17 protein-coding genes are annotated in these 20,639 nt (G+C 44.5%); 13 read left to right on the forward strand and 4 right to left on the reverse strand.

Annotation, left to right across the window (positions count from 1 at the left end; translation table 11 throughout):
• Positions 1 to 245 precede the first annotated feature (245 nt).
• The 5 genes from FTU40_RS07605 (at position 246) to FTU40_RS07625 (ending at position 6,139) form a co-directional block, all read left to right on the forward strand.
• Entirely contained in the window at positions 246 to 1,505 is a 1,260-nt protein-coding gene (locus FTU40_RS07605; protein WP_257222005.1) for an esterase-like activity of phytase family protein, read from the forward strand.
• Between the two features lie 288 nt (positions 1,506 to 1,793).
• Positions 1,794 to 3,158 carry an MFS transporter gene (locus FTU40_RS07610; RefSeq protein ID WP_171255752.1) on the forward strand — a complete coding sequence of 455 codons (1,365 nt, stop codon included), beginning with the start codon at positions 1,794 to 1,796 and terminating at the stop codon, positions 3,156 to 3,158.
• Positions 3,159 to 3,495: 337 nt separating this feature from the next.
• The gene (locus tag FTU40_RS07615; protein ID WP_100355472.1) at positions 3,496 to 4,845 is read left to right on the forward strand and encodes an aromatic acid/H+ symport family MFS transporter; all 1,350 of its coding nucleotides are present in this window, start codon (positions 3,496 to 3,498) and stop codon (positions 4,843 to 4,845) included.
• A gap of 83 nt (positions 4,846 to 4,928) precedes the next feature.
• Positions 4,929 to 5,744, forward strand: coding sequence for a hypothetical protein (locus tag FTU40_RS07620; RefSeq protein ID WP_100355471.1), 816 nt, complete (start codon positions 4,929 to 4,931; stop codon positions 5,742 to 5,744).
• Positions 5,745 to 5,818: 74 nt separating this feature from the next.
• Positions 5,819 to 6,139 (forward strand): ankyrin repeat domain-containing protein, encoded by a 321-nt coding sequence (locus FTU40_RS07625; RefSeq protein ID WP_100355470.1) that lies wholly within the window; start codon positions 5,819 to 5,821, stop codon positions 6,137 to 6,139.
• A 47-nt stretch (positions 6,140 to 6,186) separates the two neighbouring features.
• Here FTU40_RS07625 and FTU40_RS07630 read toward each other — a convergent pair whose 3' ends face one another.
• On the reverse strand, positions 6,187 to 6,738 hold the full coding sequence (locus FTU40_RS07630) for a type 1 glutamine amidotransferase domain-containing protein (protein ID WP_005173569.1): 552 nt from the start codon (positions 6,736 to 6,738) through the stop codon (positions 6,187 to 6,189).
• Positions 6,739 to 7,117: 379 nt separating this feature from the next.
• On the reverse strand, positions 7,118 to 7,807 hold the full coding sequence (locus tag FTU40_RS07635; RefSeq protein WP_100357649.1) for a TIGR04219 family outer membrane beta-barrel protein: 690 nt from the start codon (positions 7,805 to 7,807) through the stop codon (positions 7,118 to 7,120).
• Positions 7,808 to 7,942: 135 nt separating this feature from the next.
• On the opposite strand from FTU40_RS07635, the gene FTU40_RS07640 reads away from it, so the two are divergent.
• The 4 genes from FTU40_RS07640 to zupT all read left to right on the forward strand — a co-directional run bounded on the left by FTU40_RS07640 (position 7,943) and on the right by zupT (position 12,484).
• Entirely contained in the window at positions 7,943 to 9,391 is a 1,449-nt protein-coding gene (locus tag FTU40_RS07640) for an aldehyde dehydrogenase family protein (protein WP_074383771.1), read from the forward strand.
• Positions 9,392 to 9,987: 596 nt separating this feature from the next.
• Positions 9,988 to 11,463 carry a sodium-dependent transporter gene (locus FTU40_RS07645; protein WP_074383770.1) on the forward strand — a complete coding sequence of 492 codons (1,476 nt, stop codon included), beginning with the start codon at positions 9,988 to 9,990 and terminating at the stop codon, positions 11,461 to 11,463.
• 10 nt (positions 11,464 to 11,473) lie between these two features.
• On the forward strand, positions 11,474 to 11,584 hold the full coding sequence (locus tag FTU40_RS07650; protein WP_005173576.1) for a methionine/alanine import family NSS transporter small subunit: 111 nt from the start codon (positions 11,474 to 11,476) through the stop codon (positions 11,582 to 11,584).
• Positions 11,585 to 11,674: 90 nt separating this feature from the next.
• Complete coding sequence (gene zupT / locus FTU40_RS07655) at positions 11,675 to 12,484, forward strand: zinc transporter ZupT (RefSeq protein ID WP_180040365.1); 810 nt, start codon at positions 11,675 to 11,677, stop codon at positions 12,482 to 12,484.
• 71 nt (positions 12,485 to 12,555) lie between these two features.
• On the opposite strand, the gene rsmB is transcribed toward zupT, so the two are convergent.
• Together rsmB and fmt are read right to left on the reverse strand one after the other, a co-directional pair.
• The gene (gene rsmB / locus FTU40_RS07660) at positions 12,556 to 13,863 is read right to left on the reverse strand and encodes a 16S rRNA (cytosine(967)-C(5))-methyltransferase RsmB (protein WP_159138868.1); all 1,308 of its coding nucleotides are present in this window, start codon (positions 13,861 to 13,863) and stop codon (positions 12,556 to 12,558) included.
• On the reverse strand, positions 13,860 to 14,822 hold the full coding sequence (gene fmt / locus FTU40_RS07665) for a methionyl-tRNA formyltransferase (protein ID WP_180040367.1): 963 nt from the start codon (positions 14,820 to 14,822) through the stop codon (positions 13,860 to 13,862). Before fmt ends, rsmB begins: the two co-directional genes overlap by 4 nt.
• 408 nt (positions 14,823 to 15,230) lie before the next feature.
• Here fmt and ilvD (FTU40_RS07670) point away from each other — a divergent pair, with 408 nt between their 5' ends.
• The 4 genes from ilvD (FTU40_RS07670) to FTU40_RS07685 all read left to right on the forward strand — a co-directional run bounded on the left by ilvD (FTU40_RS07670) (position 15,231) and on the right by FTU40_RS07685 (position 20,617).
• Positions 15,231 to 17,060 carry a dihydroxy-acid dehydratase gene (gene ilvD / locus FTU40_RS07670; protein ID WP_004280822.1) on the forward strand — a complete coding sequence of 610 codons (1,830 nt, stop codon included), beginning with the start codon at positions 15,231 to 15,233 and terminating at the stop codon, positions 17,058 to 17,060.
• 130 nt (positions 17,061 to 17,190) lie between these two features.
• Positions 17,191 to 18,876 (forward strand): dihydroxy-acid dehydratase, encoded by a 1,686-nt coding sequence (gene ilvD / locus FTU40_RS07675; RefSeq protein ID WP_180040369.1) that lies wholly within the window; start codon positions 17,191 to 17,193, stop codon positions 18,874 to 18,876.
• Between the two features lie 150 nt (positions 18,877 to 19,026).
• Entirely contained in the window at positions 19,027 to 20,349 is a 1,323-nt protein-coding gene (locus tag FTU40_RS07680) for a hypothetical protein (RefSeq protein ID WP_180040371.1), read from the forward strand.
• Positions 20,330 to 20,617 carry a chorismate mutase gene (locus tag FTU40_RS07685; RefSeq protein WP_005173592.1) on the forward strand — a complete coding sequence of 96 codons (288 nt, stop codon included), beginning with the start codon at positions 20,330 to 20,332 and terminating at the stop codon, positions 20,615 to 20,617. Before FTU40_RS07680 ends, FTU40_RS07685 begins: the two co-directional genes overlap by 20 nt.
• Positions 20,618 to 20,639 lie beyond the last annotated feature (22 nt).

The following is a 20,639-nucleotide window of genomic DNA, read 5'->3' on the forward strand; positions in this document are numbered from 1 at the left end:
CCTTCCCGAACTCAGAAGTGAAACCTCTTTGCGCTGATGGTAGTGTGGGGTTACCCATGTGAGAGTAAGTCATCGCCAGCTCATTATTCGAAACACCCCCTGCATAAGCAGGGGGTGTTTTTTTGTGTGTGGGGTTTATAATTATTAAGATAAAACTGTCCTTAAAACTTCATCTCATCGCAACTGTCCTGTCATTCACACTGTATTAAATAAGACGTCGACTTTATAAAAAGATGAATAGACGTATGAGAAAAATTTCTTTAAGTTTGCTGGCGGTCTCTGTATTCGCTCTGACGGCATGCAATGAATCCGATGATAAAACCCTTCAGCCCATCGAAAGCGTAACTGAACCAACTTTGGTGTCTTTTGCCAAACTGGATGTAGAGACCTATGCAGAAGGCCTTGATTCAGGACGAGATGTACGTGGGGCAAATGGTATTTTTCCTCCATTTTCAGGCCAGCCTGTACAGGGTTTTTCTGCTGCATTAAAGCAGCCGGATGGAACTTATCTGGTGATGTCGGATAATGGCTTTGGCTCGCAAGATAATTCTTCTGATTATTTATTGCGTTTGCATCATCTTTCTAGCGATTTCAGAACCAAGGCGGGCGGTACAGCAACTGTCAAACATTTATCTTACATTCAGCTTCGTGATCCGAACAAACTGATTCCTTTTGAAATTGTCCATCAGAATACTCAAGAGCGTTTATTGACAGGTGCTGACTTTGATCCGGAATCTATGCAGCGCGCGCCCAATGGCGATATCTGGATTGGAGATGAATTTGGCCCTTATTTATTACATTTTAGTGCAGATGGAATATTAAAAAGCCCGCCGATTGCTTTAGCTGATCCATTAGAAGCTGGAACTGAACTCAGATCTCCACAAAATCAGTTAAACAAGGGGACTACCGGTTATATTGACGGTTATATTGAACCTTTGGTACAGCGGAGTGGGGGCTTTGAAGGTATGGCAATTTCCCCCAATGGTCGCTATTTATATCCTTTACTTGAAAAACCTTTATTAAATGCCACGACGCCACAACTAATCATTTCAGAATTTGATCTGGAAAAGAAAGTTTATACTGGAAATTTCTATTATTTTGAGTTGGCTTCGAAAGCCTCTGCAATTGGTGATTTTCAGTTATTTAGTGCCAAAGAAGGTGTGATTATTGAACGTGATGACAGTGAAAATAATCTGGGCGGCTATAAAAAATTAATCAAGGTCAGATTGAATCAGTCCGGTGAGTCTGTCGCACGTGAAGAACTGGTTAATTTAATGGATCTGGCCAATCCAGATTTACTTTATGGTCCGGTACGTCCGGGAGATCTTGCCACCGGTCAGCGCTTTGGTTTTCCATTTCAGACCATTGAAGACATTATTATTGAAGGGCCTGATTTAATTACCGTCTTGAATGACAATAACTTTCCCGGTTCAAGTGGTCGTAATCGAAATCTGGCAGATGATAATGAAATTATTCAAATCCGATTAGCTCAAGCATTATATTAATTTCAGTTTTTTCTCAATTTTAAAACGTTCCCTGAGTCTGAGAACTCAGGGATTTTTATATCGAAGAAGTAGCTTGAATTGTTAAGAAATCATTAAAAACTGGACGCATGGGTTTAGAATTTTGAGCAAAGCTTAAGACTTTAGTCGCATATTGCCTGAAAATTAGCTGTGTTGAACTAAGTTGTTGCACGAACATGGCGATAAGAATCATTAAAAATAATAAATAAGAGTTAGTGGCATGTGTCGTGCTGAAAACAACGAATAATAACTCACAGGAGGTGAGTAAAAATGGTAGAAAACACGAAAATGGCAGCAAATACGGTTAGTGTGAATGATGTGATTGATCAGGCAAAATTCAATAAATTTCACTTAAGCATTGTATTGTGGTGTTTGTTTATTGTTCTATTTGACGGGTATGATTTAGCAATTAACGGTGTCGTTCTGCCTCTACTGATGCAGGAGTGGGGCATGAGTGCTGTTGAAGCAGGCATGCTTGCCAGTACAGCACTAGCCGGCATGATGTTTGGTGCCATGCTGTTTGGGATGCTTGCAGACAAAATCGGTCGTAAAAAAGTGATTTTAATTTGTGTCACTTTATTTAGTGCTTTTACATTTTTGGGTGGATTTACCACCACTCCAACAGAGTTTGGTATTTTACGTTTTATTGCCGGCTTGGGCATAGGCGGGGTATTACCTAACCTGGTTGCGTTAACCTCTGAATATGCGCCTAAACGTTTAAAAAGTACACTTGTAACCACCATGTTTAGTGGTTATGCCGTAGGTGGGATTATGGCTGCATTATGTGGTACATGGTTTACTCCAAGTTTTGGTTGGGAAATTATGTTCTTCATTGCAGGTATTCCCTTACTTTTTGTTCCATTGTTTTGGAAGTTCTTACCTGAGTCTCTAACTTTCTTGGTTAAAGAACAAAAAATGAATGAGGCACGTCATTTTATAAAACGAGTTGAGCCAACTGCAGACGTACGAGCAGACACTGAACTGGTTCTAGCCACAGGCGATCAGACACAAAGTGCATCAGTAAAAGCGTTATTTACAGAAAATCGTGCAATGGGAACATTCTTATTCTGGATTGCTTTCTTTATGTGCTTGCTCATGCTTTATGCACTTGGAAGTTGGCTGCCAAAACTCATGATGGCTGCGGGATATTCTTTAGGCAGCAGTTTAATGTTCTTATTAGCACTGAATATTGGTGCCGTGATCGGAACCATTAGTGGTGGTATTCTGGCAGACCGTTTTGACTTTAAACCTGTTCTTATTAGTATGTTAACTGTGGGTGTACTGTCTCTGGTTGGTTTAGGCTTTAACTCTCCAACACCTGTTATTTATTTACTTGTCAGTTTGGCAGGTGCTTCATCTATTGGTACCAGTATCTTGTTATATAGCTATGTTGCTCAATACTATCCTGTTGCAGTACGTTCTACCGGTATTGGTTGGGCGTCTGCTGTGGGGCGTACAGGTGCAATTGTGGGTCCAATTGTGATTGGTATGCTGCTGGGTATGGAATTACCACATAAATGGAATTTCATCGCGGTTGCCATGCCGGGTATTATTGGCATCATCGCTATTTCAATGATTCGTCAACCACAACCCGGTCGCGTTCAGGTGAAACAATTAAAAGCAGCCAAAATTTAAATGATCCTCATAGATTCATTCAGCTAAAAAAGCCCCTTTGTCTGAAGGGGTTTTTTATATTTTTAGTATGAAATAAAACCACTCAAAAAAAGTGATTGAGCTAAAAAATCTACAAATTCTGCTTAAATTAAAGTCATTATTATTAATAGCTTAAAATTTAATTTTTAATAATAATGTGATATATCACGCAAATAAATGGCATTACATTTGTCATAGCAGAATATCAATTAGTCTTATTGTGCCTTAAATCCCGCTTGCGTATATTGCCTGACATTGAAGATTGCCTTCAATCTTCAACAAAGATGTTATGGACAAGTACTCATGGGAGATGAGAACGATGACAACGGAAAAAATAGATGTAAATTCTGTAGTCGATAATGCGAAATTCACGCCTTTCCACTTCAATGTAGTTGCTTGGTGTTTACTCATTATCTTATTTGATGGCTACGATTTAGCAATCAATGGTGTGGTTTTACCCTTACTGATGCAAGACTGGGGCTTAAGTGCAGTGCAAGCGGGCATGCTTGCAAGTACCGCACTGGCTGGCATGATGTTTGGTGCGATGATCTTCGGTTCCCTCGCGGACAAGATCGGTCGTAAGAAAGTGATCATGATCTGTATTGTATTATTCAGTGGTTTAACTTTTGCGGGTGGCTTTGCCTCAAATCCAACCGAATTTGGTATTTTACGTTTTCTTGCCGGTCTGGGTATTGGTGGGGTCATGCCGAATCTGGTGGCATTGACTTCGGAATATGCGCCACAAAAAATGCGCAGTACCTTGGTAACCACCATGTTTAGTGGTTATGCCGTCGGTGGTGTAATGGCTGCGTTGTTGGGTTCATGGTTTACCCCAAGTTTTGGTTGGGAAATCATGTTCTTTATCGCGGGTATTCCATTATTTTTATTACCAGTGATCTGGAAATTTTTGCCTGAATCGCTGGCATTTATTGTGAAGCAAAACAAGCAGGCTGAAGCACGTCAAATCGTACGTCGTCTGGCACCAAATCTAACGGTTACCGAGAATACAACGCTTACCCTGCCACAGGAAAATGTGCCTGAAGCAGCAAACGTGGTGAGCTTGTTCCGTCGTGGCCGTGCGGTCAATACCTTATTGTTCTGGGTCGCGTTCTTCACTTGTCTGTTAACTATGTATGCTTTAAGCAGCTGGTTACCGAAGTTGATGATGGCAGCGGGCTACTCGATGGACAACAGTCTGATGTTCATGATGGTAATGAACGTTGGTGCGGTTGTGGGTATTGTCGGTGGTGGTATTCTCGCGGATCGTTTCCACCTGAAACCGGTACTGATGTTCCTCGGTATGATGGGTGCGATTGTGATGAGCCTAATGGGCTTTGCATCGAACTCCTTCCTGCTATACATCCTGGTGTTCTTGGCAGGTGCAGCGTCGATTGGTTCACAAATGTTGCTATATAGCTATGTTGCGCAGTTCTACCCGCTTGCAGTACGTTCGACAGGTATTGGCTGGTCTTCTGCGATTGGTCGTATGGGTGCGATTGTAGGGCCAATCCTGATCGGTGGCTTACTGGGTATGAACCTGCCAGCTTACTTCAACTTTATGGCAGTCGGTTTACCGGTGCTGATTACTGCAATTGCGGTTGCCTTGATCATGCATGACAATGAGTCTGAAAAGATTGGTTCAATTGAACCCGCAGTGTCTAAAGCTTAAAGCTAAGGATCAAATAAGAAGCCTCCGAAAGGGGGCTTTTTTATTATATATTCTATATATCTAATAATCTGAATAATCATTACATGGAAACATTTCAAGCCATCTTAATAGGAATTTTTGTCAATTTAATAACTCCTTTTTTACTAAAAAAGACTAAATTTCAAATTAAAAAATCAGAAGGACAAAAGATTTCTAATCGACTTCAACTTGGATTGAAATTAATAAATGAAAGTCGAGATGAAAAATTTACTGTTGCGAAATTGAGTAGAATTTTAAATCTTGAAAAGGTTAGTGATTTAGAAAAGTATTTTCTTGATAAGGAAGAACCATCATTTGAGTTTTTAGAGAAATACGCAAATGAATTTGGTTTAAGTTCAAGATGGTTAATAGAGGGAAAAGGGAATCCTTTTAAACATGACGAAGAAATTTACATAGATGTGTTTGATTGCTTAGAAAAAATCAATGAACTCAACCCATCTATTATTTATTTTATTCGAGCTAACAATATTAGTGGTGAAACCTGTATTGCTATAGAAGTTAATGAACATTGTCATGTTGTTTTAAATACTACAGTTCATTTCAGTAAGCAGAATGGTCATGGAGGTACACGTCAATTAGTTTCTTTTAGAAAATTGATCATGAGCTTAATTTTAGAGAAGAATTATATAACTAAAGGAATAATAGTTTCTGGAGTAGTGTTTAATGCCTTATTTCAAGGAAAAATACATCCAATGACTGCAATAGATAAAAGACTAGGGCCTTTTCAACATTGGCATGATGATTTTACTGATCTTTATAATGAACGTTATGGTTATAAGTATCATGAAGAATATGACCAAAACTTTAAAGATGCATTTCATCTTGTTAAGAGTTTTGTAGCTAAACATGAAGAGTCTTAATTAATACAGAAATCGAATTGACCCTTTTTAGCTTTATATATTTAATAAACCAAAAGTTTTTATAAGGTAATCGTATGCAATTCGATTCATTCTCCCCAATCCCTGAAGATGATGAACTGCATCTTCCTGAACTGGTCTACTGGGCATCTTTAGGCGACATCGAGCAGGTCGAGCAGGGCTTGCAAGAAGGTCTGGACGTCAACTCCGCCGATGAAGAAGGCTATAGCGCCTTACAGGCCGCCGCTGAAAATGATCATCTAGACGTAGTCAAACTTCTGGTTAGCAAAGGTGCAGATATTGCCCATCGCAGTCCACATACGGCACTAGAACTGGCCGAAATGGCAGGCAATAAAGAAGTGATGGTTTATCTAAAAAGCTTGACCGGAACTATTTAAAGCAAAAGAGAACCTCAATCATGAGATTCTCTTTTTATGGTAGGAACTTAGGCAGCATCGCCTTCAAGTTCTTTTAAAATGGCTTCATTAAAGGCCGGAAGATCATCCGGATTCCGTGAAGTAATCAGTACCCAGCCGCCGGTATTACAGCGATGCACTTCTTCATCGACCCATTTACCGCCGGCATTTTCCAGATCCAGCTTGATGCTCTTATACGAGGTCAGATTCTTGTCTTTAATTCGATCTGCATCAATTAAGGCCCATGGCCCATGACAGATCGCCGCAATCGGTTTGTGATTGTCGGCAAAATGCTGAATAATTTTCTGGGCATCCTGATTAATTCTTAAAGTATCTGCGTTGACTGTACCACCTGGAATCACCAACAGATCATAATCATTCAGGTCGACATGGTCGAAACTGGTATCAGGCGTATATTGGGTAGCAGCTTTGGTATCACCTTTGACAGTGGCGACATCTTCATTTTTTTCTGCAGCATGAATCACTTCAAAACCTTTGGACTTTAAAAAATTTAAAGGCTCAGTCAGTTCATCATGTTCAATACCTTGATTGGATGTAATAAAGAGGACCTTTTTTACCATGATTGCTGTTCCCAAAAAATGTGAGGATTTTTAGCTTAACAACAAGCCGATTTTTACAATGTTGGAGTTTTAACTCGGAACTGTTAAGCAATGATAAATAAAGTAATGCACAGAAAAAGAAATAGCAGAAAAAAAGCCCCAACATCCTGTTGGGGCTTTTTCCGTATCTCGTGATTTAGGTATAACTCCTGTCGTACCTCACGTCCTGATGCTTGCTTATTCTTGTTGTTTTTAGGTTTTCGGAGCATCCTGCTCTCTATGTGTCTAAAGTAATACACAAGCAGATTTTGTACCAGCAGCAGATTGCGCTTATTGTTGTACGCTTTGACTTACATGAGCGCAGAGAAATTGAGCACGACCAGCTGCTGAATTCTTGGCATCAAAAATGTACATCTAAGCCAATATACGGGCCTTTAAATTCCAGCTGTAAATCTGGACGTTGATCCTGTTGAAAATCTACCGTCATCATGCGATAACCGATTTTGGCACCGACATCGACCAGCAGATTATCAATAAAATCATATTGTAACTCAGCCTGTACATCGGTCTTTTTACTATCGCTGCCATGACTGTAAACGGCTTCTGCTTTGGCACTCAGTCCGGTAAATGGCAATTTAACCCCTGCAGTTGCATAGAGCAGTGGAGTGTATTCATCCAGATCGTATTGCGTGAAAGCCTCGGTATTCAGGTTTTTTACCGTACCCTCCAGATTGCTTAAGCCTGCGCCTACATCGGCATGTACCACGGTATCCAGCAATTCGTAATACAGAATATAGTCAATATTCTTCAGTTCGATTTCTGAGGCATTGATCGGAGTGCTTTGTTCGCTGTTGCTGTCCAGATTGACATATTTGATTTTGGCATTCGGTAAAAGCGGAATCGGATGTTCAAAAGCCACGGACAGCTGCGCCGTACCTTGTCGATCCAGATCATGTTTCATACTGCTATTTTCGCTATAACCGTTAAAATTCCAGTAGCTGAGATCGGCTTTTGCCCCGATGAAATCTGCATGACTGAGCGTGCTTAATCCAAAACTGAAGAATAATGTGGCGAGTATTTTTGTCTGCATGACAGTGAGTCCCTAAAGCTTTATTAAAATTGAGCGTGTCTGGTTACTTAAAAACATCTTCTTAATATTTATCAGCAAGTGCATGATATAGAGAATTTCAAAAATGTATATCCTGGGATTTTGAAGGACTAAAAAATGCGATCTACAGCAGTACAACAGTGTAAAGACTATTCATTCTATGTGGCTGGTCAGGCGGTTCAGACCGGAGAATGGCTAGAGGTTAAACATAAATATACGCAAGCACTCTATGCACGTGTCGCTTTGGCCGATGCCAAAAGTCTGGAGCAGGCCATTCAGTCTGCCCTAGACACCGAGGCAGAGATGGCGGCTTTAGAACCCTTTCAAAAACAGAAAATTCTACTGCATTGTGTGCGCCGTTTTCATGAAATTCGTGAAGAACTGACTGAAATTCTGATTGCAGAAGGCGGTAAACCGCGCAAAGCGGCAGAAGCCGAAGTCGAGCGTCTGATTAATACCTTTCAAATTGCCGCAGATGCCGTGACTCAAATCGATCAGGGACGTATGCTGCCTTTGGCTGTAACCACGGCAGCATCGGGGTATCAGGGTATGGTTAAGCAGGTGCCGATTGGCGCAGTGTCTTTAATCAGCCCTTTTAATTTTCCCTTAAATCTGACCGCCCACAAAATTGCACCAGCGATTGCTGCCGGTTGTCCTTTCGTGTTGAAACCCGCCAGTCTGACGCCGATTTCTGCCTTGAAAATTGCCGAGATTCTGGCGGAAACCGATTTGCCGAAAGGCGCATTTTCAGTTTTACCCTGTCCGCGCGAGCTGGCCGATGTGCTGGTCACCGATGACCGTTTTAAATTACTCAGTTTTACCGGTTCCGATGTGGTGGGTTGGGATATGAAAGCGCGAGCTGGCCGCAAAAAAGTGGTTCTGGAGCTGGGCGGTAATGCCGCAGTGATGATCGAGCCGGATACCGAAATTAATGATGCCTTGATTACCCGTCTGGTTGGCGGTGCTTATGGTCATGCCGGGCAGGTCTGTATCAGTGTGCAGCGCATTCTGGTGCATCAGGATATTTATGCCGAAGTCAGAGATAAACTGCTTGCAAAACTCAAACATCTGAAAGCCACCGATCCAAATCTGAGCACAACTTTGGTGGGGCCGATGATCAAGGAAGCAGAAGCCAAACGCCTGAAAAAATGGCTGGAAAAAGCACTGAAAAAGGATGCGAAAATCCTGATTGGAGGTGAGCTAAATGGCGTGATGTTCGCACCGACTTTATTGGAAAACGTGGATCATGGTCTGGAAATTTACCGTGATGAAGTCTTTGGTCCGGTGGCGATGATTGAACCTTATCCTGATTTTGAAGCGGGGATTGCCTGTATCAATCGTAGCCGTTTTGGCTTGCAGGCCGGAGTTTATACCCAGAACTTGAACAAGATGCTGTATGCCTGGGATCATCTGCATGTCGGCGGGGTCATTATCAATGACATTCCATCTTTCCGGGTGGACAACATGCCCTATGGTGGGGTGAAGGATTCAGGTTTAGGCCGTGAAGGGATTCAATCTGCCATTCGCGATATGCAGGAAGAACGGATGCTGGTGATTAAATCTTAAGTAAATGACATCAATCGCTCAGATTCTATAATGAATTTGCTGCAGGTCAGACCGGGGTATTGCAGTCCATTTTCAGATGTCAAAGATGCACGTGGAGCAGGGCGATCAGATCTCTGCTCCGCGCATTTCAGCTATAGAGTGGCTCACATCGCGATAAGCCTTTGACTCGAATTCTTCTATAAATATAAGGCGATTTGGATGATCGCAGCATGAGCTTTGCTTGACTGCGGTTCTGTAGTCAAACTTAAGAAAGATATATTCCAAAAAGTTTGTCAATATATAGCCTATAAAATCAGGTAGGTTTCGTTGAATTATTGAACGCTTAATTCGAATAGATTATAAATAACGAATATTTTCAGCAGAATTTACAGAAAAAATTTAAAAAAGTCAGTATTGTTGAACCATCTACAAGGTCAGCTTTTCGATCAGACTTTAAGCAAGATGTAAGACCTGCTGACCTGTTTGTACATTAGAATTCGACGCCCAAAAGGTGCAGCTCTAATCCAAACACCCAAAATAATTGAAATGCTTCTTTATTTGCTTGCGCTATAACCATAACAAGCAGCATCTGAAGGGGTTTAAAGTTTAGGTGTTCTATGACAGAAACTCGTGAGAATTGGTCTGCACGATCAGGATTCATTATTGCAGCCATTGGTTCCGCCGTTGGCTTGGGAAATATCTGGCGTTTCCCTTATGTGGCTTATGAAAATGGGGGTGGGGCATTCCTGATCCCTTACCTGATTGCGATTTTTGCAGCAGGTTTGCCTTTATTGTTTTTAGACTATGCGGTCGGACACAAGTTCCGTAAAGCACCACCCATGGCCTATAAAAAACTCATGAATGCCGAATCCTTGGGGTGGTGGCAGGTGATGGTGACCCTGATCATCGGGATTTATTATGCCAGCGTCTTGTCCTGGGCCGGCAGTTATATGTTCTATTCCTTTGGGCAGCAGTGGGGCACAGATACCCAGGACTTCTTTTTCAACACTTATCTGCAAAATGGTGAAGGTTTAAGTTTAGGTTTTGTTCCTGTCCTGTTTTTTGGTCTGGTGGTTGTTTGGGCTGCGGTGATGCTGATTCTTTACGGTGGGGTACGCCGTGGAGTGGAACTGGCGAATAAAATCTTTATGCCACTTCTGGTAATTTTATTCTCTATTCTGGTGATTCAGGCAGTACGCTTACCGGGTGCAGTCGACGGCTTAAATGCTTTCTTTACGCCGAACTGGGAGGCCATGAGCAACTATAAAGTCTGGCTGGCCGCATTTGGTCATATCTTCTTCTCACTGTCGGTGGGCTTCGGGATTATGTTGACCTATGCCTCTTATTTGAAACGCAAAACCAACTTGACCGGTTCTGGGATCGTGGTAGCACTGGCCAACTCATCCTTTGAAATTCTGGCGGGTATTGGTGTATTTGCAGCGCTTGGTTTTATGGCCTTCAGCGCAGGTGCAAATGTTGAAGATGTCGTATCTGGCGGTATTGGTCTGGCCTTTATTGCTTTCCCGAAAATCATTTCCAGTTTAGGTGCAGGCGGTGACCTGTTTGGCTTCCTGTTCTTTGCTTCATTGACCGTTGCCGGTATTACCTCGATGGTCAGTATCCTGCAAGTTCCGATTGCCGCATTCCAGGACAAACTGGGCTGGTCGAAGAACAAGTCAGTCACGATTATTGCCGGTGGTTCAGCGGTGATTTCTACCTTGATGTTCTCGACCCATAGTGCGATTACCTTTGTCGACATTATTGACTACTTTGCCAATAATATCGGTATTGTCGGTGGTGGTTTGATCTCCATTATTCTGTTGTCGTGGTTCCGTCGTCCATTAATGAAGCAGCTGGAAGGCCATGTGAATCAGTTCGCCAGCGTGAAACTTGGTCGCAGCTGGAACTTCATGCTGACCGTCATCACGCCGTTGTCCTTATTAATGGCATTGGGTCTGACCCTGAAATCGATCATGGCAGAAGGTTATGGTGGCTATGCTGCCAGCACCCTGTGGATGGTGGGTGGAGGTGTCATGGCATTCTTTATTCTGGGCGCCATTCTGTTTAGTCTGGTCAAAGACCGTCATAGCTAGGAGAGCGACTATGAATACATCTGCACTGGTGATGATGATCATCTCTATCGTTTTATTGTGGGGTGGTCTGGTACTGTCCGTGATTCATCTGGCAAAAAATCCGGAAGAACCAGAAGACTAAAAATCTTCACATAAACCTACTGTTTTACTGTAAACGAAAGTCATTATCATCTATGGTGATAATGACTTTTTTAATGGCTGACGATTTGGCATGATTTCCGTTTCAGATGGACAAGTCTATACAGCCTTTGCCGTGACCTTCTTCGCTGGGCTTGCCACCGTGTTGGGTGGGGGACTGATACTCTTCTTAAAAAAACCCAATTTCCGTCTGCTGGCCTTTGGTCTGGCCTTTGCCGCGGGCGCCATGATCTATGTCTCTTTAACCGAAATTCTAAATAAATCGATTGCCTCCTTTAGTCTGGCTTTTGATGAAAAAACCGGTTTTGCCTTTGGCACCTTTGCATTTTTGTTGGGCGTGATTCTGGTGTTATTGCTGGATCATTTTGTGCCGAATCCGCATGAAACTGTTGAAACGCATGCCAGTGAGGGCGTCAGTTCACCGCAACTATTGCGTACCGGTATGCTGACTTTATTCGCCATTAGCGCACATAACCTGCCAGAAGGTCTGGCGACCTTTTTTGCCACGCTGGAAAGTCCTGCCTTGGGTGCGCCTTTGGCGGTGGCAATTGCGATTCATAATATCCCGGAAGGTGTGGCAATTGCCTTGCCAGTGTATATGGCGACCGGACGCAAAGATTATGCGCTCTGGGCCAGTCTGGTGTCGGGACTGGCTGAACCTTTGGGTGCCGCCTTGGGTTACTTTATTCTGGCACCTTATATGAGCGATACAGTATATGGTCTGGTTTTTGGTTTAATTGGCGGGGTGATGGTCTATCTGGCACTCGATGAGTTATTGCCGACTGCAAAACGTTATTCCGAAGGGCATGAAACGGTATATGGACTTGTGAGCGGTATGGCTGCGCTGGCCACCAGTCTGGTGATCTTTAAGTTTATTCAGTAAGTCCTGTTGCCATCCGGCAACTCCATAAAAAAAGCAGCCTAAGCTGCTTTTTTTGATTGTAAACTAATGATTTATGCGGTCTTTTCAATACGGCAATAGAAGAAACCGTCGCCTTGATCGGCTGTTGGTAACAACTGACGACCGTGAATCTGTTCGATGCCCCAATCGGCTTCAATCTTGATTTCTTTGGCATCGCTATGCTGGGCAAAGAACTCGACCATCTGCTGTTCATTTTCCGCTTTTAGAATCGAACAGGTGATGTACAGCAAAGTACCACCCACTTTTAGCTGCTGCCACATATTTTCCAGAATCTGCTTTTGCAGCGCGACGGTTTGCGGAATATCTGTGGAATGACGCAGCAAGCGAATATCCGGATGACGACGGATGACACCAATCGCAGAACATGGTGCATCCAGTACGATACAGTCGACCGGTTCAGGCGCTGTCCAGCTGATGGCATCGGCTGCAATAATTTCAACTTCGGCATATTCTGTTAACAGTAGGCGTTCCAGATTTTCTGCCACACGCACTAAACGTTTCGCGTCCTGATCAACTGCATACAGCTTTTTCGGGCTGTATTTTTCCAGAATATGCGCAGTTTTCCCACCCGGCGCAGCGCAGGCATCGACCACGACCTTGCCTTCAAGATCAGGCACTAAAGTTGCGCAAAGCTGTGCGTGTTCATCCTGAACTGAGAAACCGCCGGCTTCATAGCCCGGCAGGTTCGGAATATGCACATTCTGTTCCAGCACAATGCCGACTTCAGACAGGGTACAGGCGCGTGCTTCATAACCTTCTTCTTCCAGAATTTCCAGATATTCATCACGGCTGACCTGATTGACATTGACACGCAAGGTCAACGGCGCAATCTGTTTTAACTCGTGCGACAGTTCAGCCAGCTGTTCCGGCCAGTCTTTCTTTAAACGTTTGAATAACCAGCTTGGCAGGCCATGTGCCTGATTTAACGCCAGATCAAATTCTTCTGTTTCACGTGAAACACGACGTAACACCGCATTGACCAGACCACTTAAAGGTTCAAAGCCCAGCTGTTTGGCGGCAGTCACGGTTTCTGAAATGGCGGCATGTGCCGGAATGCGGGTACATAGAATCTGATATAAACCCAAATATAAGCAGCTTTCTAGGGCCTGGTTATCAAGGGGTTTAGTTAATAACGGCAGGGTAATGGCTTTCAGGCCATGCCACTGACGTAAACAGCCCAAGGTTAACTCGTGATATAAACCACGGTCACGTTCAGACACGATATTGATATGTTGATTGAGTACTGAAGCAAGTGATTGGCCATTTTGTACAGCCAAGAGTGTTTTGACAACTTGCGCGCGCAAATTCAAGTTTTTAGCTGATGATTGAATTTGGCTCATGCGAATTTATATCCTACCGATAGTTTTTGAGTTTGATTAATTTGAACAGCATTCAGGGCTTTGCCACCTGGCCATTGCAGATTGGTGATGCAAATGGCGTTCTGATCACCACACATCACATGTACGCCGTCTTTATCCAGAGCAATTACTTCACCTGCCACTGCAGCGGTTGCCTGCTGGGTAGAAAGTGATGAATTCCAGATGCGTAAATTGTTACTGTCATCCAGCGGGGTAAAGGCCACCGGCCAGGGATTAAAGGCGCGAATATTCCGGTCAATCTCTGCCGCAGGCTGGCTCCAGTTGATTTGTGCTTCCGCTTTTGAAAGTTTATGTGCGTAAACCGTAAGTGCTTCGTCTTGCACTTCACGTTCAGCCAAATATTTTTGTAAGCTTTCTTCAGACTCAAGTACCTGAACGGTAGCTTCAGCACCTTTAACAGCAAGTTTGTCGTGTAAGGTTGCAGAGGTATCTGTCGCTTCAATTGGGCAGATGGTTTTCAGCATCATATCGCCTGTGTCCAAGCCTGCTGCCATTTTCATGATGGTTACACCAGTCTCGGTATCGCCGGTGGCAATGGCACGTTGAATCGGTGCTGCACCGCGCCAGCGCGGAAGTAATGAACCATGAATATTCAGACAGCCATATTTGGGTGTATCCAGAACCACTTGTGGCAGAATCAGGCCATAGGCCGCCACCACCATCACATCTGCATTTAAGGCTTTGAGTTCTGCTTGCGCTGCCAGACCTTCTTCAGTCGATGACTTGAAGTGCAAAGGCTGATAGACCGGAATATTGTGTTCTAGCGCCAACTGCTTGACTACAGATGCCGTGAGTTTTTGCCCGCGTCCGGCTTTGCGGTCAGGCTGGGTATAGACCGCCACAATTTCATGCTCGGTTTTGAGTAGCGCAGCCAATGCAGTCGCTGCAAATTCTGGTGTGCCTGCAAATATGATCTTCACACATGAAATTCCAAATAAACTTAAAAGCTATTATAAGCCAAAAGCCAAATTTCAGCCTAATCGTTGCAAAAACTTATCCAAGAAGCTTGCTGAGTGCTTGAATTTCGGTGGAATTTTTATATAAAAAAAACTCATGCAAATTGTAAAAATTATTCATGAAAGTTTTGTATTGTCCTGACGATGATGGCGGTATAGTAGATTTCATCAAGAAATTTTTATCGCCAGATCATCATAATCTCTCTATAGATATTTTTGCCTGCATCTACAACCAAAAGGTCATCTTGTAAAACAAGGACTTGTAGTATGATAGGTCTAAAATGCAACTGATTTAAGCTCATTGTCAGTATGATTTAGCCAGAGTGGATCTGCCCGGTTCATTTCAAGCTCAAACTTTGTTGGAAATATAAAATGCCTGACTATCGTTCAAAAACATCGACACACGGAAGAAATATGGCTGGCGCGCGCGGTTTATGGCGTGCTACCGGAATGAAAGACGAAGATTTCGGTAAGCCGATTATTGCGGTCGTTAACTCATTCACGCAATTTGTACCGGGTCATGTCCATCTAAAAGACCTGGGTCAGCTGGTTGCACGTCAAATTGAACAAGCAGGCGGCGTAGCAAAAGAATTCAATACCATTGCTGTCGATGATGGCATCGCGATGGGTCATGACGGCATGCTGTACTCATTGCCTTCACGTGACCTGATTGCTGACTCGGTTGAATACATGGTTAATGCACACTGTGCAGATGCGATGGTGTGTATTTCAAACTGTGACAAAATCACCCCGGGCATGCTCATGGCAGCCATGCGTTTGAACATTCCTGTGGTGTTTGTTTCAGGCGGCCCGATGGAAGCGGGTAAAGTGCAAATTCGTGGCAATGAACAGGCAATTGACCTTGTTGATGCGATGATTGTGGCGGCAGATGACAACTACACAGACGAAGAAGTCAAAGCATACGAACGTTCTGCATGTCCAACCTGTGGTTCTTGTTCAGGTATGTTTACGGCCAACTCAATGAACTGTTTGACTGAAGCTTTGGGTCTTTCATTACCGGGTAATGGTTCTACGCTGGCAACACATGCCAACCGTAAGAAATTATTTGAGCGCGCAGGTCAGTTGATCGTTGAAATCACCAAGCGTCATTATGAACAGAATGATTACAGCGTATTGCCACGTAATGTAGCAACCAAAGCATCCTATGAAAATGCCATGACTTTGGACATCGCGATGGGTGGTTCAACCAACACCGTTCTTCACTTGTTGGCAGCTGCTCACGAAGCAGAAGTAGACTTCACCATGGACGATATCGACCGTTTATCTCGTAAAGTGCCTGTACTGTGTAAAGTGGCACCTGCGGTTAAAAACGTCCACATGGAAGATATTCACCGTGCCGGCGGCATTATGTCGATCCTCGGTGAACTAGACCGTGGTGGCTTACTGGATACGTCTGTACCGACCGTACATGAAGCAACGTTGAAAGATGCTTTAGACAAATGGGACATCATCCGTACTGAAGATGAAGAGGTATATAACTTCTTCAAATCGGCACCGGGCGGTGTACCAACCCAAACTGCATTCTCACAAGATCGTTATTACACCCGTCTAGATGGCGACCGTGAAAATGGTGTAATACGTAATGTTGAACATGCCTTCTCGCAAGACGGCGGTTTGGCAGTGCTTTACGGCAACATTGCACTGGATGGTTGTATCGTCAAAACTGCGGGTGTAGATGACTCTATCTTGAAATTCAACGGCACAGCACGTGTATTTGAAAGCCAGGATGATGCAGTTGAAGCCATTCTTGGTGGGAAAATCGTGGCAGGTGATGTGGTGCTGATCCGTTATGAAGGTCCACAGGGTGGTCCAGGCATGCAAGAAATGTTGTACCCAACCAGCTACTTAAAATCGAAAGGTTTAGGTAAAGACTGTGCACTTGTCACTGATGGTCGTTTCTCTGGTGGTTCTTCAGGTCTTTCCATTGGTCACGTTTCCCCAGAAGCAGCTGAAGGCGGCACAATTGCCCTGGTTGAAGATGGCGACCGTATCGAAATTGATATTCCAAACCGTAGCATTCATTTAGCCGTTGCTGAAGATGTATTGGCAGCACGCCGTGAAGTACAAGAAGCCAAAGGTTGGAAGCCTGCAAAGGAACGTCCACGTAAAGTATCTAAAGCGCTGAAAGCCTATGCAATGCATGCCACCAGTGCGGCGAAAGGTGCGGTACGTGATATCTAAGCTGTAATTTTACAGATTTAAATAGCACTCCAGATGGGGTGCTTTTTTTATACAAGAAACTATACAATGATCTTAAAATAAATTGTCCAAGACCGACGCTTAAAATCGGTCATCGCCCAGGAAGAGAATAATGAGTAAAGATAATATCCGCGAGCATTCTGCCCCCGTTTATGAAGGTATTGAAAATGCACCGGCGCGTTCCATGATGCGTGCCACCGGTTTTCAGGATGCCGATTTTAACCGGCCATTTATCGGCATTGCTTCGACCTGGGCCAATGTCACGCCTTGTAATATGCATATTGATGGTCTGGCCAGAACCGTAGAGCAGGGCGTGAGTGCGGCGGGTGGCAAGGGCATTATCTTTAATACCATTACCATTTCAGATGGCATTTCCAATGGCACCGAAGGCATGAAATATTCCCTGCTGTCACGGGAAGTGATCGCAGATTCGATTGAAACCGTGGTCGGCTGTCAGGCTTATGATGGTGTGATTGCCATTGGTGGCTGTGACAAAAATATGCCCGGCTGCATCATGGGATTGGCGCGCCTCAACCGTCCGGGGCTGTTTATTTATGGCGGAACCATCAAACCGGGTGAAGGTCATACCGACATGATTTCAGTGTTTGAAGCGGTGGGTCAATATGCCAAAGGTGAAATCAACGCGATTCAGGTCAAGCATATTGAAGAGGTTTCCTTGCCAGGTCCGGGTTCGTGTGGCGGTATGTACACGGCCAACTCGATGGCCTCTGCGATTGAAGCTTTAGGTATGAGCCTGCCGGGCTCTTCGGCACAGGAAGCGGTATCGGAAGACAAGCAAATTGACTGTGCCCGGGCCGGTGAAGCGGTGATGAACCTGTTGCGACTGGATATTAAGCCGCGCGACATCATGACCAAAGCCGCCTTTGAAAACTCGATTAAAGTCTTGATTGCGCTGGGTGGTTCGACCAATGGTGTACTGCATCTTTTAGCCATGGCACATACCGCAGGAGTGGAATTGAGTCTGGATGATTTCGTGCGGATTGGTAAAGATATTCCGGTGGTGGCCGACGTGCGTCCATCAGGTAAATATCTGATGTCAGAACTGATTGCGATTGGCGGCATTCAACCACTGATGAAGCGCATGCTGGATGCCGGCATGCTGGATGGCTCATGTCTGACGGTCACAGGTAAGACGCTGGCAGAAAATCTGGCCGATGTGCAGGACTATCCGGAAGGCCAGCAGATTATTCTGCCTTTTGATGCGCCAGTGAAAAAAGACTCACATCTGGTGATTCTAAAAGGCAATCTGTCACCGAAGGGCGCGGTCGCCAAAATTACCGGTAAGGAAGGACTGCATTTTGCTGGCCCAGCTCGCGTGTTTGAAGGTGAGCAGGGCGCCATGCGCGGTATTCTGGATGGCGAAGTCCAGCCGGGTGAAGTGGTGGTGATTCGTGGCGTTGGTCCCAAAGGTGGCCCGGGAATGCCAGAAATGCTGAAACCGACCTCTGCGATTATCGGGAAGGGCTTAGGCGCTTCGGTGGCTTTAATTACTGACGGACGCTTCTCGGGTGGCAGTCACGGTTTTGTGATTGGTCATGTCACCCCCGAAGCTTATGATGGCGGCCCGATTGGTCTGGTACAAAATGGTGACCAGATCTCGATTAATGCGGAAACCCGGGAAATGACCTGGCATGTCGCGGAAGAAGAAATTGCCGCACGTCAAGCGGCCTGGGCAAAACCTCAGCCCAACTATACCCACGGTGCATTGGCCAAATTCGCCAAACTGACTTCAGGGGCAGAAACTGGGGCGGTCACTGACCTGAATCTTGAGCTCTAATCCATTGTTAAACATTGAACATTTGCTTATGACTTGATATAAGTTTTTACACCATGCAGGGCTTTGGCTCTGCGATCTTAAAAATAGATTATTCTGCGCAGATTGAGCTTTGTCGAGCTGCGCACTGTCATTCTTGTCGAGGCCGATCTCATGTCGCTGTTACGCCGTTGGTTTGATCCAATCCGATCGAGTTGGTTTTACCAGAAACCAATCCGTCAAACGGTGTTATCTATTCAAGATGGGCTGAGTATCCATTTAAGACTGGATGATGTGTACAGCTATCTGGCGGTACAGCAGTTACCGCAGCTTGAAGAAATTTTAAGTCCGCAGCTCAAGCCGCTGAAAGTCGTCATTTCCAGTGTGCATGCCGAAGCACCCAATCAGATGTCTTTTGATGAATGGCAGCATTACACGATTAATGATGCCAAGATCTTGTCGAAACAGCATCGTTTCAGTTTTCATGACACGCCAGAATTGCCAAGCGCTGAAGCCTTGCAACAGGCGGAACTGATTTTACGGCGCACCCCGCTACGCGGGCAGGATTTCCTGTATCTGCTGGAAGATGTATTTCATATGCTCTGGCAAAAGCAGACCGGAAAATTACGTACCTTATATGCCATGGCCAGCCGCCATCATCAGCCACAGGATTTTCCCGAACGCATTTTTGACCAGACCCCGGTTCTGGCCAGCTATTTTGATTTGGGAGGCCGCCAGTATCAGGCGGTGGATGACCTATTACGTCTGACTCGGCGTCTGGAGCAGCAGAAACTGCTCACCGGCAATCCGATTTTCCTGATCAATCATATTGAATGGCGTGAGCATCTGATCAGTGATGCCGAAGAGCTGAACGAGATCCAGTCGATGGACCCGGAACTGGATTTATATATTGCGCTGGAAGATCCGATTTCCTGGTTGTTGCTGGCCTATATCAAAGAAGAACTGGCGGATTATTATAATATCCAGCTGAAGGTCTATCCTTTGTCTTACCGTGGCCGGGATGAGTTTGACTGGAGTCTGGCCACGCGTTTGTCGAAACGGACTGAGGTCGAATTTACCCCGTTCTGCCGTCCGACTGAACAGGCGATTGCCCCCATGGCGCAGTTATTTTATAGCTGTCCTGAAGAACAGCGCATTGAGGCCATGTATCAGATCTTGCAAGCTGTCTGGACCCGTGGTCAAGACTTGTCCTATGCACCGCATTTCCAGCGTATGCAGCAGCAACTCAACATTGCCGAGCTGAGCCAGGACGATATTCTGGCCAAGTTGCAGGACAATGATATGCTCTGTGAAATGAAGTCGCAGCCGAACTTTCCGGTACTGGAACTGCGTATCGATGATCAAAGTTATACATTTAATAGCTTATATCGGGTCTGGATGATTGAAAGTATTTTCAGTAATGTGTTAGAAGAAAAGTATAAGAGTAATAATCAAACTGAAAGTGAATTGAAAAAACATGGAAAAGATCAAAGCTGAATCACTAGAACATGCACGTCAACAGATCGATGCCATTGATACAGCTTTAGTTGAGCTGATCGCTGCGCGTCAATTTTATGTTGATCAAACCACCCGTTTTAAAAAAACTGAAACCGATTTACAGTCACCGGAACGTATGGAGCAGATTGTAGAACATGTCAGAGCACTGGCGCAGCAGCAGGGCGTCGATCAGGAATTTATTGAACATCTGTATCGTGAAATGTTTCATTATTTCATTCAACGTGAATTGAAAGAGTTTCGCCCTTAACCAGACTTGTGCTTTAACAGAA

The organism is Acinetobacter sp. YH12100 (assembly GCF_013419135.1).
GTDB lineage: Bacteria > Pseudomonadota > Gammaproteobacteria > Pseudomonadales > Moraxellaceae > Acinetobacter > Acinetobacter pseudolwoffii.

Bases quoted from the DNA above. Each gene is read 5' to 3' on its own strand.
- FTU40_RS07685 (WP_005173592.1), top strand. From the start codon at position 20,330: ATGGAAAAGATCAAAGCTGAATCACTAGAACATGCACGTCAACAGATC.
- rsmB (WP_159138868.1), bottom strand. From the start codon at position 13,863: ATGAGCCAAATTCAATCATCAGCTAAAAACTTGAATTTGCGCGCGCAA.
- ilvD (WP_180040369.1), top strand. From the start codon at position 17,191: ATGAGTAAAGATAATATCCGCGAGCATTCTGCCCCCGTTTATGAAGGT.
- FTU40_RS07640 (WP_074383771.1), top strand. From the start codon at position 7,943: ATGCGATCTACAGCAGTACAACAGTGTAAAGACTATTCATTCTATGTG.
- FTU40_RS07645 (WP_074383770.1), top strand. From the start codon at position 9,988: ATGACAGAAACTCGTGAGAATTGGTCTGCACGATCAGGATTCATTATT.
- FTU40_RS07630 (WP_005173569.1), bottom strand. From the start codon at position 6,738: ATGGTAAAAAAGGTCCTCTTTATTACATCCAATCAAGGTATTGAACAT.
- FTU40_RS07680 (WP_180040371.1), top strand. From the start codon at position 19,027: ATGTCGCTGTTACGCCGTTGGTTTGATCCAATCCGATCGAGTTGGTTT.
- FTU40_RS07615 (WP_100355472.1), top strand. From the start codon at position 3,496: ATGACAACGGAAAAAATAGATGTAAATTCTGTAGTCGATAATGCGAAA.
- FTU40_RS07620 (WP_100355471.1), top strand. From the start codon at position 4,929: ATGGAAACATTTCAAGCCATCTTAATAGGAATTTTTGTCAATTTAATA.
- FTU40_RS07610 (WP_171255752.1), top strand. From the start codon at position 1,794: ATGGTAGAAAACACGAAAATGGCAGCAAATACGGTTAGTGTGAATGAT.
- FTU40_RS07650 (WP_005173576.1), top strand. From the start codon at position 11,474: ATGAATACATCTGCACTGGTGATGATGATCATCTCTATCGTTTTATTG.
- FTU40_RS07605 (WP_257222005.1), top strand. From the start codon at position 246: ATGAGAAAAATTTCTTTAAGTTTGCTGGCGGTCTCTGTATTCGCTCTG.
- zupT (WP_180040365.1), top strand. From the start codon at position 11,675: ATGATTTCCGTTTCAGATGGACAAGTCTATACAGCCTTTGCCGTGACC.
- FTU40_RS07625 (WP_100355470.1), top strand. From the start codon at position 5,819: ATGCAATTCGATTCATTCTCCCCAATCCCTGAAGATGATGAACTGCAT.
- FTU40_RS07635 (WP_100357649.1), bottom strand. From the start codon at position 7,807: ATGCAGACAAAAATACTCGCCACATTATTCTTCAGTTTTGGATTAAGC.
- ilvD (WP_004280822.1), top strand. From the start codon at position 15,231: ATGCCTGACTATCGTTCAAAAACATCGACACACGGAAGAAATATGGCT.